The sequence below is a fragment of the Corynebacterium sp. TUM25020 genome (assembly GCF_056388495.1).
The window spans coordinates 30,137-42,435 of record NZ_JBWJFG010000012.1 but is presented as its reverse complement, the minus strand read 5'-3'; the positions used below and the strand labels follow the sequence as shown (position 1 = coordinate 42,435).

The 12,299-nt window shown below is 59.8% G+C and carries 9 protein-coding genes and 1 tRNA gene; 3 read left to right on the top strand and 7 right to left on the bottom strand.

Annotation, left to right across the window (positions count from 1 at the left end):
* Positions 1-93, top strand: a 93-nt coding sequence (locus AC05K6_RS09790) for an IS3 family transposase (protein WP_448303550.1), incomplete at its 5' end; no start/stop codon positions are given.
* A 58-nt stretch (positions 94-151) separates the two neighbouring features.
* Here AC05K6_RS09790 and AC05K6_RS09785 read toward each other — a convergent pair.
* Positions 152-233: transfer RNA gene (locus AC05K6_RS09785), tRNA-Leu, on the bottom strand.
* Positions 234-352: 119 nt separating this feature from the next.
* On the opposite strand from AC05K6_RS09785, the gene AC05K6_RS09780 reads away from it, so the two are divergent.
* Both AC05K6_RS09780 and AC05K6_RS09775 read left to right on the top strand, forming a co-directional pair.
* Positions 353-817, top strand: a complete 465-nt coding sequence (locus AC05K6_RS09780; RefSeq protein ID WP_293791850.1) for a hypothetical protein — start codon at positions 353-355, stop codon at positions 815-817.
* Between the two features lie 3 nt (positions 818-820).
* Positions 821-1,186 (top strand): DUF3817 domain-containing protein, encoded by a 366-nt coding sequence (locus AC05K6_RS09775; RefSeq protein ID WP_293791852.1) that lies wholly within the window; start codon positions 821-823, stop codon positions 1,184-1,186.
* A 50-nt stretch (positions 1,187-1,236) separates the two neighbouring features.
* On the opposite strand, the gene AC05K6_RS09770 is transcribed toward AC05K6_RS09775, so the two are convergent.
* From AC05K6_RS09770 to AC05K6_RS09745, 6 genes are all read right to left on the bottom strand, one after another.
* On the bottom strand, positions 1,237-2,631 hold the full coding sequence (locus AC05K6_RS09770) for an amidohydrolase (protein ID WP_293791854.1): 1,395 nt from the start codon (positions 2,629-2,631) through the stop codon (positions 1,237-1,239).
* A gap of 106 nt (positions 2,632-2,737) precedes the next feature.
* Positions 2,738-3,391 carry a non-canonical purine NTP pyrophosphatase gene (locus AC05K6_RS09765; RefSeq protein ID WP_476728434.1) on the bottom strand — a complete coding sequence of 218 codons (654 nt, stop codon included), beginning with the start codon at positions 3,389-3,391 and terminating at the stop codon, positions 2,738-2,740.
* Between the two features lie 45 nt (positions 3,392-3,436).
* The gene (gene rph / locus AC05K6_RS09760; protein WP_293791856.1) at positions 3,437-4,201 is read right to left on the bottom strand and encodes a ribonuclease PH; all 765 of its coding nucleotides are present in this window, start codon (positions 4,199-4,201) and stop codon (positions 3,437-3,439) included.
* A gap of 32 nt (positions 4,202-4,233) precedes the next feature.
* Positions 4,234-5,103, bottom strand: coding sequence for an MBL fold metallo-hydrolase (locus AC05K6_RS09755; protein ID WP_293791934.1), 870 nt, complete (start codon positions 5,101-5,103; stop codon positions 4,234-4,236).
* A gap of 113 nt (positions 5,104-5,216) precedes the next feature.
* The gene (locus AC05K6_RS09750) at positions 5,217-12,128 is read right to left on the bottom strand and encodes a G5 domain-containing protein (RefSeq protein ID WP_476728433.1); all 6,912 of its coding nucleotides are present in this window, start codon (positions 12,126-12,128) and stop codon (positions 5,217-5,219) included.
* Positions 12,128-12,274, bottom strand: coding sequence for a hypothetical protein (locus tag AC05K6_RS09745; RefSeq protein WP_476728432.1), 147 nt, complete (start codon positions 12,272-12,274; stop codon positions 12,128-12,130). Before AC05K6_RS09745 ends, AC05K6_RS09750 begins: the two co-directional genes overlap by 1 nt.
* Positions 12,275-12,299: the final 25 nt, after the last annotated feature.

The window sequence follows — 12,299 nt, the reverse complement described above, 5'->3', positions numbered from 1 at the left end:
GGGTGGTACAACACCGAACGCGTCCAACAACGACTCAAGGGCCTGACCCCGATGCAATATCGGAATCAGACCCTTGAAGCCCTAACCGCCTAGAATTAAACCAGTCCAACTTTCGGGGGCCAGTTCAGTCAAGCGGGGCTGTAAGAGTTTGTGCGCCTGGGGAGACTTGAACTCCCACGTCATAAGACACTGGAACCTAAATCCAGCGCGTCTGCCAATTCCGCCACAGGCGCAAAAAGAACGCGGATAACCGCGCTTCCCCTTTTATGCTAGCAAGCGAGCCAGCATAAAAAGAAATTAGGTGGATTAAATGGATTAGGTGGCACAGCCCTGACGGGTAGAATGTGGCTCTGTGAACGAACACTCCGAGGTAGACGAAACAACTCACCCGTTTCCGCTGCGCGTTCGCATTATTCAAATCATCTTCCTAGTGCTCGCGGTGATCGCCACCTTGCTGCTGGCGTGGTGGCAGTGGAGCCGTTGGCAATCTAATGGCGGTAGCTTCCAGAACTTGGGATATGCCATCCAGTGGCCAATCTTTGGCATCTTCTTCGTCGTGGCGTACCGCAAGTACATCCAATACGAAAAGGAGCGGCTGCAGGGCGACATCTCCCCTGCTGCTCCTACTCAGCCGACTGATGAAATCACCGAGGTACCGCAGGACTTCCTGCAGGCTGAAGGAGCCGAAGACGTCTTCGTGGATGATAGGCGTAAGCAGGCGCGTATGAGGGCGTCACACAACGGGGCGTACGAGGGCAATGCCGGTAGTGACGGCAGCGACAGTAACGAACAAGAAGCAAAGAAAGAGGGACGCTAAGCAATGAGCAACGAGCAGACGACGGCGATTCACCCGGAGCGTCGCGCGCGGGTGGCGAAGTCGCTGAAGGTGTACTCCGTGGCGGCGGTCGTGACCGGTATCTGGCTGCTGATTCTGGTGGCCGAGATGATCTTTAAGTACCTTGTCCTGGGCAATGACAACACCCCGGAGTGGTTCAGCTATATCGGTCCGGCGCATGGCGTGGTGTTTATGATCTACGTGATCTGCTGCCTGGATCTGGGCACGAAGGCCCGCTGGGAGCCCACGAAGTGGCTGACCACAATGCTCGCGGGCGTGGTACCTTTCCTGAGCTTCGTCGTGGAGAAGAAGCGCCGCGAGGAAGTTAAGGCCGCTTTCCAGCTGGACTAGCTTCCGGGTGCATGCTGCGCGGTACGGTGCGTACCCAACGCAATGCGCGGCTACTCGACCAGCGAGGTCTCCACGGCGACTGCGTCGATCTCCTCATCGGTAGGCACGGGCGCACCCATGGCGTGTGGCTCGGCCTCCGGCTTCTCCCACTCGGATTGCAGGCACGCCAGGATCGCGATCGCAGCCGCGCGCGTAGAGACTTGGAGGGTGGAAAGGTCCGGCAGGAAACCCGGGTTGTGGTTGGTTGGGATGTCGATATCCAACCGCCCAGCGGCCTCGGCACGCTGCCACTGGCGGCGTGGGGTAATGCCGATGGTCCACAGCATGTAGGGGCAGCCAAAGGACTTCGGGATCACGGAGAAGTCCTCGGAGGCGGTCCAGGGCTCCATCTCTAGGGAATCCTCGCCGAAGGAGCTGTCGAAGTGGGGGCGGACGACGTCATAGACCTCGGGGGCGTTGTCGGTAGCGCCAAGCAGGCCGACGAATTTGAAATCCGGCTCGCGGTCGGCGCCGGCTCCCATGGCCTCGGCGCGTACCACGCGCTTGATCGCATCCACGCACTTTTGGCGCAGCTCCTCGTCGTAGAAGCGGCAGGAAAGGGAGATTTTCGCGGAATCCGGGATCACGTTATTTGCCTTGCCAGCTTCCACCGAGGCGACGGTGATCACAGCGAATTTATTCGGTGGAACCTCGCGGGAAACAATCGTCTGCAGCTTCATCACTGTCGACGCCGCCAGCACCACCGGATCCACAGATCGGTGCGGCATGGAAGCATGCGCGCCGCGGCCATAGAGAGTGATTTCGATAGTGGTGGAGGAAGTCATCACCGGCCCCGGCGCGGAGTACACATGCCCCGCTGGCCCGGCCACAATGTGCTGTGCCAGGCATACATCGGGGCGGGGAATGATGCGCCCCAAACCGTCGGAGACCATCTTGTGCGCACCGATTGACGCCTCTTCCGCCGGTTGGAACAGTGCCACGACCGTACCGGACCAGTGTGCGCGTTCTTCGTCGAGAATGCGCATGGCCCCTAAAAGGCTGGTGGTGTGCTGGTCGTGGCCACAGGCGTGCATGGTGGCCACGCGCTCACCGGAGGCGTTGAGCTGCGAATAAGTGGAGGCATAGTCCACGCCGGTTTTCTCCGCTACGGGCAGGCCATCGAAATCGGCGCGCATCAGCACCGTCGGCCCTTCGCCGTTTTCCAGCACAGCGGTGATGCCGTAGCCGCCGATTTTGGTTGTGATCTCCCAGTTCGGGAAGGCTTCCAATTCCTTGGCGATCGTCTGTGCGGTCACTTCCTCTGCGCCCGAGAGCTCAGGGTGCTGGTGGAAGAATTTGTAGACGTCCTCCAGCCAACTGAGGTCAGCTTGCGATCCGGCCACAATGCCGCTGGGGCTGGTGGGGCTGAAGGTGGCCTGGTCGCTGTCAGTGCCGGGGGCGGTCACGCGGAGGAGTCCTTTCACTAGTTAGTTGTTCGGGCTTGTGCCTTGCCCCATCATACGTGGCTTAACCCCGCTTCCGTGACGGGCGAGGCTACATCTTTGCGGAACTTTAATCCGCTAGTTGCGCCAGGATTTCCACCAGTTGACGCAGGGCTTTACCGCGGTGGGAAACCGCATCCTTCTGCTCCGCCGTTAGTTCGCCCGCAGACTTGCCCGCTAGCTCTTGTTCCTGGCCCACTGGCAACTCGTCGGGTGCGAACAACGGGTCATAGCCGAAACCACCCTCACCCTGCTCGGCGCGCAGCACGCGCCCGTACCAGCGACCTTCCACAGCGTATTCGGTCTCCATGCCACGCTCGGCCGCCACTTCAGCGGGTAGTTGCAGCATGCAGGCGGATACGAAATGCGCCCCGCGCCGCTCGTCCGGCACATCGCCCATATGCGCCAACAGAAGGTCATTGTTTGCTTTGTCGTCGCCATGACCACCGGACCAGCGGGCGCTCAGCACTCCTGGCATCCCATTGAGCGCATCCACGGCCAGCCCGGAATCATCCGCGATGGTTGGCAGGCCCGCGTGCCGCACGCCGTCGTTAGTCTTGATTCGCGCGTTGTCCGCGAACGTCGCGCCGGTCTCCGGGGTCTCTGGGTATTCCGGCACATCACCCAGCCCCACTAGTTCGACGCCGGTTACGTTTGCCGCTTCCAGCATGCGGTTCAGCTCGGCCAGCTTCTTTTTATTCCTTGAGGCAACCAGTACTCGCATGGCTACTCCTCCCCTGTCGCTTGTCGTATCCTTTAGAGCAATTCCTTAGAGCTCCTGCGCCAGCGCAGCTCGCTGCGCCTCAATGAGTTCGCGCAGACCGCCCTCGGCCAGGTCAAGGAGGGTATTTAGCTCCTCGCGAGTAAACTCCGCGTTCTCGCCGGTTCCCTGGATTTCCACGAAGCGCCCCTCGGCCGTCATTGCCACATTCATATCCACGTCCGCCCGCGAGTCTTCCTCGTACGGCAAGTCGAGGCACGGCACACCGTCGATGATGCCCACGGAGACTGCCGCGACAGGTGCGCGAAGCGGTTGCCCGGGTACGACGCCCCTCGCTTGCAACACCGCCAAAGCATCAGCCAGCGCCACATATGCGCCAGTGATGGCTGCGGTGCGAGTACCACCGTCGGCCTGCAGAACATCGCAGTCGATATTGACTGTGTTTTCTCCCAGCTCCTTCAGATCCACGGCGGCGCGTAGTGCACGGCCGACAAGGCGGGAGATTTCCTGGGTACGTCCCTTGACTTTGCCCTTCATGGACTCGCGGGGCATACGCTCGTGGGTAGAGGCCGGCAGCATGGCGTACTCGGCGGTCAGCCAGCCCTCGCCCGAGTCTTTCTTGAAGCGTGGCACGCCTTCCTCGACGCTGGCGGTGCACATCACGCGGGTGTTGCCAAATTCCACCAACACGCTACCTGCGGGGTTGCTGGTGAATCCGCGAGTGATGCGCACCGGGCGAAGTTCATTGGTGGCGCGACCGTCAGCGCGGGTGAAGTTGCTTGTGGTGGGCTTATCTTCGTTGGTCTTAGTCATGGGGCTTAAGTTTACTAGCCTTCCCAGACACGCTACTCGCCGATGGTCAAGCGCATACCCGGGCGAGCGACCAGGATCTCCCCGCCGTAGTGGCGGGCCGCGCCACGCACGGCTGCGTCTGTGTCTCCCCACGGCGGGATGTGGGTGAGCACCAGTTTGCCCGCACCAGCGGTCTGGGCGGCACGGCCTGCATCTTCGCCGGAGATATGCATGCCGGTGGGCTGCCCTTCGGAGTTCTCTCCCCACGTGGCTTCGCACAGAAATACATCCGCTCCCGCTGCGATGTGGGCCAGGTTGTCAGTCCAGGCAGTGTCCCCGGAGTAGACCAGGGAGTGCCCCGCGTTGTCCTCCACGCGCAGCAGGTAGGCCTCTGTGGGGTGTACGGCGGTGGCGGCGTACAAGGTGAAGGGACCGATGGGGTGGGCTGGGTACGTGGTGGCGTCAAAAAGACCCTCGCCTACCTTGTAAACGTTGATGTCGAAGGTATCGGTGAAGTCGTCGGGCTGGTCGGGTGCGTCGGCACCGGCGGCGGAGAGGTGACGGCGGGCAATGGTGGGGCCCAGCAGCTGGTGGCGGTGTGGGGCGGGCGCGGTGGGGTGGAATCGGCGCCAGACCAGCAACGAGGGGAAGTCTAGGCAATGGTCGGCGTGCATGTGGCTAAAGGCGACGTGGCAGGCGGAGGGGTCAATCCCTTCGGCGCGTTGCATTGCACTGAGTACGCCGGGGCCACAGTCGAGAAGGAGGTCGCCGCCTTCGCTGGTGCCTTCGCTGGTTATTGTCCCGGGGTTGGTGTTCGCGCTGTTGGCCTCAGCGTTGGGTGTTGTGTTGCGGATTATGTAGCCCGACGCTGCGCTATCGGGCCCTTCGACGCTTCCGGAACATCCCAGCACTACCAACTCCATAAATTGCAATTGTGCCACGAAGCGGTGGTAAATGCGGGAAAAGGGCGACCACCGTGGTGTCGGTGATCGCCCTTCGTGACAAGTGTCACTCAAGTGCCCTCGCTAGGAGGCGTTTATGCCTCTTCGTCGCGGCGGCGGTGACGCAGCAGCGGGATAGCGCCGAGAATCAGTGCCAGTCCGACTGCGAACACGCCGATCACGTTCGCGCCCGTGGATGCGAGGGTGCTCATCTGCGGGCGGTTGGCCTGCTTCTGAGCTTCGATCTGGGCGCGATCCATGGAACCGGTGCCGGAGTTTCCGTTGCTGCTGGATTTACCAGAACCGGCCTTGTCCGTAGTGACGGTAGTCTTTCCGCCCTTGGACTTCGGCGTGCTGGTGCCCGGCTTGTTCGGCTTGTTCGGGGTACCTGGCTTCTGCTCGCCCGGGGTGTTACCCAGGACGCCCGGAGTGCGGTCACCCGAGGTAGAGCCGCTCGGGGCACCACCGTTGGAACCGTGGCTACCGACCAGGCCGCCGAGGGCCAAAGAGCCTACGATGCCCGGCAAGTACGGCCAGAAATTATCCGAACCGGACGGAACGTCGGAGCCAGAGGGATCTTCCGGATCAACCGGCTTGGTCGGATCCGTCGGGTCCGTGGGCTTGGTCGGGTCCGTCGGGTCCGTCGGCTTGGTCGGGTCCGTCGGCTTGGTCGGGTCCGTCGGGTTCGTCGGCTTGGTCGGGTCCGTGGGCTTGGTCGGATCCGTCGGCTCCGTTGGATCGTTTGGCTCAACCGGCTTGCAACCACAGTTGTCACTTATGACGCCGATGACGGTCTTGACGTTGAAGGTCTTGCCGTCCTTGGTAGTAACGGTTACCGGAATCTCCTGGATGGTACCGCTCGGGGTATCCGCAGGAGGGGTAACCGACAGCTCACCCGTCGACGGATCAATCTCGACGCCCCAGCCAGCCGGCACGGCACCCAACCCGTAGGTGTTGCCATCGGTGTGGCCGTAGTTGATATCGACCTTCTGGGTGTCGCCAGCCTTGATCACAGCCGGGTTGTACGTCGGTGCCGGGATGACCTCAGGATCGGTCGGCTCAGTCGGATCAACCGGCTGGTTCTCCTTGACGATGAACACTGCACGTGCGGTGTACGGCTTTCCGTCCTTCGGGGTGATTGTCACCGGAATCTCGGCGTAGGCGCCAGACTTAGCGTCGGCAGGTGGCGTGGCCGTTACCGTGCCGTTGTCGTCCACGGTTGCAGTCCAACCAGCTGGGAGTTCGCCGATTTCATAGGTGTTGCCCTCAGTACCGTCCTTGATGTCCTGAGAAGCCGGAACACCAGGTTCGGTCAGCTCTACGCCATAGAAGCCGCGATCGATTTCGACTGGAACTTCTTGAGTCTCGGTGACGGTCTCGGTTACAACCTTGCTACCAACACGCAGCTTACGCGGGGTCGGCTCCTTGTTGACGTTCTCAGTCGTCTCCGGGTCGCCTACGGCTACACCATCCTTCAGCTTCCAAACCTTGGTTACTTCCTTCTCACCGAAGGAACCTGCCTGGTCCTCAATGACCTTGCCGGCCTCGAGGTTCGGATCAACCTCAATGAGCGTCTCAAACGGCAGCTGCTCGGTGTGCTTATCGCTCAGCTCAGTCTGGGAAGGTGCGGTACCAACCTCGATGATCTGCTTGGTCGGCTCGCTGACGGTCTCAGTCGAGTCGTCCGTGGTGATCTCGCCGTTGTCGGAAGTCACCGTGACGGTGTGCTTGACCTCGCCCGGCTTGCCCTCCTGAACAACCTTCGTCTCACCGGCCTTGAGCTCAGGATTCTCGCGAACCTCAACCTCGAACGGGGTGCTTTCAGTCCACTCAACGGTCTTAGAGGTGGTCTCACCCTTGGTGCCGACCTTGATGATCTTCTTAACCGGCTCCTCAACACGTTCAGTCGTGGTCTTTGTTCCCGTAACCTTCGAATTCTCGATGGTCTGGGTCGTGGTGACCTTATCCTTGCCCGGCTTGCCCTCCTGGACGGTCTCCTGGGTGCCAGCAGGCAGGGAATCGTCGAACTGAATCTCGGTCTCGAACGGAACTGCAACCTCAGACTCGGTCACATTTTCACCAGTGGTCTTGGTTCCCACACGGATGACCGCGTTGGTCGGCTCCTTAGTGCGCTCAGTGGTTACGGTCGGCTCGCCAGATGGCTTGCCGTCCACAATCTTCTGAGTGGAGGTCTCAACCTCGGCACCGAGTTCGCCTTGCTTATCGACGACCTGCTCGCCCGCCTTCAAAGAATCATCAAAGACGATTTCGGTCTCGAACGGGACAGGCTTCTCGGTCTTGGTCACCACGGTGGTGTCCTCGGCCTGCGGGCCGTACTCGACGATGCGCTCGACTGGTTCAGTACGAGCCTTCGACTCAGTGACGTTCGCCTCACCGTTCGTACCGGTAAAGGTAGCCGTGTAAGACGCCTCACCATTCTTGCCTTCCTGAACCACCTTGGTTTCGCCAGGAGCGAGATCCGGGTTCGGGCGTACGGTGGTGCTGAATGGAATCGGTTCGGTCCACTCCACCTTATCGGTGGCAGTAGCCTGCTTGGTGCCGACCTTGATGACCTGGTCCACCGGCTGCTCGGTAACCTTCTCCTCCACGGTGGCCTCGCCATCCGGGTTGGAGTTGGTGACCTTCTGGGTCACGGTGATGGTCTTTTTACCCGGCTTGCCCTCAGTAACCACCTTGGACTCGCCTGCAGGAATCGTCGGGTCGTACTCAATCTTCACGCCGAACGGAACCTCGGTCTCAACCGAGTTGGAGGTCTGACCCTCGGTCTTGCCACCCACGCGGATGATCTGCTTGACCGGCGCCTTGGTCTGTTCCTTGGTGACGACCGGATCGCCGGACGGCTTGCCGTCGACAAGCTTCTGCGTTGTCGTGACGGTCTCTTCGCCTTCTGCACCCTTCTGGGCCACAACCTGTTCGCCGGCCTTCAGCGTCGAGTCATAGACGATCTCGGTCTCGAACGGGATGCGGTTCTTGTCGGTGAAGGTCAGTTCCTGATCTTCAAGGCCTGGACCGTATTCCACGATGCGTGGCTTCGGGTCCTTGGTGACGGTGTCGGAGGTAGTCTTCACATTCGGAACACCACCTTGCTCGATAGTTGCATCGAACTTCACCGAAATGGTGCGCTCGCCTGGCTCGCCCTCCTGGACAACCTTGACCTCACCCGGCTTCAGCTGCGGGTTCGGACGAGTAATGGTGTCGAAACCAGTCTGCATGGTCCAGGTCATTTCATCGGAAGCCTTGGCAGGCTTAGTGCCGATGACGACGATCTCGTTGACCGGTGCCTTGGTTTGCTTCCACTCGCCATCGCGAGTCTGGGACTCAGCACCCGGCTCGCCTTCCTTCTCCACCTTGTAGGTGCCCTGCGGGACCGTGTCGTCGTACTTGTACTCGACATCGAACGGAACCTCGCGGGTCGGAGCTTCCTTGACGTTGATCGGCGCAGTGACAGTGTCCTTTGAACCGTCCGAATACGTCACGATAACCGGAACGTCAACCAGATCGCCTGGCTTTGCGGTCTCCGGGGCCGTAGCGACGACGTTGCCATCCTTGTCAAGGCCAACAATCCACTTGCCGTTTGCGGTCGTGTAGAAATAGGTCGGGTTACCAGCATCATTCAACTTGCCGGTCAGCTCCATGCTGTCCGTCGGATTGATGCGGAATGGCTTCTTCTCCGGTGCTGCGAGCTGGATGCCCTCAGCCAAGTTCAGATCCAGCGGAGCGGTCACCGTATCACCCGGATAGATGGTTGCCGCCGGGTAAGACGGCTCAGCCTCGTAGTTATTCGTTAGATTAACCACGGTGCCAACAGGAATCTGATCGGTGGAACCGTCCGGATAGGTGACTGTCACATTGTGGATGTGCTTGTCGCCTGGCTTCGCATCAGCCGGCGGCGTTACTGCCACCTCACCTGTGCGCGGATCAACCTTGTAAGTCCAGCCGTCAACCGTGGTCTCGGTCTTGGGGTTGCCGTCTTCGTTATCTCCGAAGGAGAAGGTCGACTTATCCGGCGCGTTGTTCAAGTTGATGGGGCGCTTGACCTCAGTACCAGGCTTGGTGGACTCCACCTGGTAGACCGGCTCGTTAATATCCTTCTGCTGGGACTTCACCGTGAAAGGCGCCATGACAGTGTCGGTGGATCCATCGAGGTACGTCACCGTGACCGGAACGTCGACGCCGTCGCCCGGCTTAGCGTTCTCAGGAGCCGTGGCCGTCACCTTACCGTTTTCATCTACCGTGACCTTCCAGCCGGAAACGTCCTCCGGAACGCTGTAACGCTTCGATGGGTCAGCATCGAGGTCGCGCTCGGGAACCTTCGTCTCATCGGTAATGAGAGAGTCAACTGCCTGGCCCGGAGTGGTGGTCTGCAACCTGTATTGTGGCTCGTGCACCTGGTTCTGCCTTGCAACCACCACAACGGTAGCGATGGTGGTGTTCGAGGAGCCGTCCTTGTACGTGACGCGGACTGGGATGTCGGCCGAGGAACCCGGCAGGGCATTCGGGCCAATCGGGGTGATGATGTCACCGGTATCCGGGTCGATCTTGACGTCCTCCCACTTCAGGTTACGCGGAGGCGCAACGTAAGAAGGATCGTTCGGGTCAGTGATGATGGAGAACTTAGGTTCGGCAGCATCACTCAGGTGCGCGCGGTTGACGGTGCTCGTAACGGACGTTCCTGGCTTACCAGTCACCGTCGGGTACGACGGGCTGTTAGCGCTCGAATAGGAATCCACGACTGTGAAGTCAGCCGGGACCTTTGCGGTGGAACCGTCCGGGTAGGTGACCTCCACGGGAATGGACACAGTCGATCCGTTGGGAACACTCTCATCCGGGGTGGCAGTGACGGTGCCGTTCTCGTCGATGGAGAATGTCCAGTTCGGTGGCAGCTTATCCGGCAACTTGTATTTTCCAAGCTTCGGATCGGACAACTGCGTCTTAATCTCCGAGCTCACCGGTGCGCCGGCCTTCGTTACCTGCGGCGGGTATGAGGCAGCATCTTCGCCGGTGCCATCACCAATAACGTTGATTGCACCGGTGGTGATCTGCGGGTTCGCGCCGCTCTTGTAATAGACCTTGACCGGAACGGTGATCTGAGCGCCCGGAAGTGCGTTGTCCGGGATGGTAGAGGTCAGCTCGCCAGTGTTCTCGTCAATGGTGACGGTCCAGTCACCGGTCTTGTATTCCAAAGAACCATCGGGGAAGGTGTAGCGGTTCGGCTCTTCGTCATCGGCATTGCCGCCCAGGCCGATCTTGGGCATGGCAGGCTGAAGTTTGACTTCTTCCTTCGCCTTGCCGGTCACAGCGGTGTAGTCCGGAACCTTGACGTTGTTGGTGACCTGGAAGGTGGCCTCTACCGTATCCGTGGTTCCGTCTGGGTAATGCGCTGTAATCTTCGGGGTGATCTTGGAGTTATTCGCGGCATCCTCAGGTGAGGTGGCAGTCACCGTAATTGTGCCGTCGTCCTTGACCTCAACCTTCCAGCCGTCCGGAACGGTATCCGGATCAACGTCAAAGCTGGTTGGCTTGACCGGGTCATGACCTTCCATAGCAGGCGCAAAGTCAATGCTTCCGGTCATCGGCTTACCGGCTGCGCCCTGTACCAAGCCCGGGCCAGTGAGGTTTGTAACTTGGGTATTGTTCGGGTCAACAACAACGAGCAGCGGAATAATGTCCTGGGAGCCGTTCGTGTACGTCACGATGACGCGCGGCTGCGCGAAAGTGCCCGGGGCGGGGTTCGGCGGGGCAGTTACCGTAACCTCGTGAGTGTTTGGGTCCAGGGTGGCTTTCCAGCCGGTGTAGACGTATCGGTTATCCAGCTTGACTTCGGCTTCAACGCCGCCCTCATCGCGGGACTTCATCAGATCCGCAATCTTGTCACCAGTCTGCTGGAAGGTCACCGACTGTGGTCCCGTTGCAACGGGACCGCTTTCGCTATCAACACCCGAAAGTATGGTCTGCTGCGCAGGGTTGTACTCCGGATCATGGAACTGCGTATCGTCCAAGCTCCACTGGTGGCCCGAAATGACGTTGGGTTTGCTGTAGCGCTCTGGGCCATTGGACTCCTCGAAGACCTGACCAAAATCATCAGTAGGAATCGCGTCACGCAACTGCTGAACCGTACGTGGTTGAGCCAACACACTGAATCGAGTGCCCTGCTGCGAGGACAGCTTCGTGCCCTTGTACTTCGGCACTGTATAGAAGATGTCGCCGTTGTCGTCGATGCGCAGCTTCTGCTCGCCACCAGAGGCGGTGGTGTTGCTCGAACCGATGTACTTTCCCTGTGCATCATAAGCTTCCGCCACCATACGAGGCATGGAGTTGGCATCAGCGTTAATATGACCGACCTTGAGCTCCTCACCAGGACGAATGACGAGCTTTTCCTTCGGGACCCAGTCAACTGAGATCGCAGAACAGTTATCGTTCTCACTAGGCCATGGGTTGAACGAGACTTCAGCGTTGGAGTTACGGAAAATCTGCTTGGTAGCGTCGTCATTGTCCTGCGTGTAGGAATCTTTCCAACCATAGGACACACCGCTCTCAGAAGCAGCTGCGACTATGTCGTCACCGTTTAAATCAGATTCAATAAGTGCAGTAATAGGGGCGCGCGCTCCCGGGCGATGAATATTCATCGTTGAAGAGCTCGAATCGGTGACACTCTCACCAGCGACTTTATCGCCCGGCGCCGCCGAAGCAACCTCATGAAGATTCACCGGAGGATTGCCATTACTGCCGCTAACGAAAAAGTCGCGCCAAGTTCTATCCTTAGAACCGTTCATTTTGACGTTTACGCCAAATTCTCGCTTGTTAGGGGAACTCTTAGCCGGTTCCAAGATAGCGAAACTAAAGCCGCCTTTACTTCCCTGCTGGCCACTGAAACTGACCGTACAGCTGCCGGAACCGATATCGGAGGCCAACTGCTGCGCAGGCTCGATGGCCCCGTTGCCATCGGCGCCACGAATTCCACCAGCGTAGGGAACGTTTTCAGCCATCAGTTCTGGCTGGATCGCACTGTTGCTCGCGCGCATGCCCCCGGCATGATCGCGAAGCCTCCCAGCGCCAGGGCGATGACGGATACCGCCGCACCGCTCTTGACGGACTGCTTTTTCAACCCGGACTTACGTTTCGAAGAACGCATACCCATTCCTTACTTCCCTCTGGGT

Bases quoted from the DNA above. Each gene is read 5' to 3' on its own strand.
- AC05K6_RS09775 (WP_293791852.1), top strand. From the start codon at position 821: ATGAGCAACGAGCAGACGACGGCGATTCACCCGGAGCGTCGCGCGCGG.
- AC05K6_RS09765 (WP_476728434.1), bottom strand. From the start codon at position 3,391: ATGCGAGTACTGGTTGCCTCAAGGAATAAAAAGAAGCTGGCCGAGCTG.
- rph (WP_293791856.1), bottom strand. From the start codon at position 4,201: ATGACTAAGACCAACGAAGATAAGCCCACCACAAGCAACTTCACCCGC.
- AC05K6_RS09755 (WP_293791934.1), bottom strand. From the start codon at position 5,103: ATGGAGTTGGTAGTGCTGGGATGTTCCGGAAGCGTCGAAGGGCCCGAT.
- AC05K6_RS09750 (WP_476728433.1), bottom strand. From the start codon at position 12,128: ATGGCTGAAAACGTTCCCTACGCTGGTGGAATTCGTGGCGCCGATGGC.
- AC05K6_RS09745 (WP_476728432.1), bottom strand. From the start codon at position 12,274: ATGCGTTCTTCGAAACGTAAGTCCGGGTTGAAAAAGCAGTCCGTCAAG.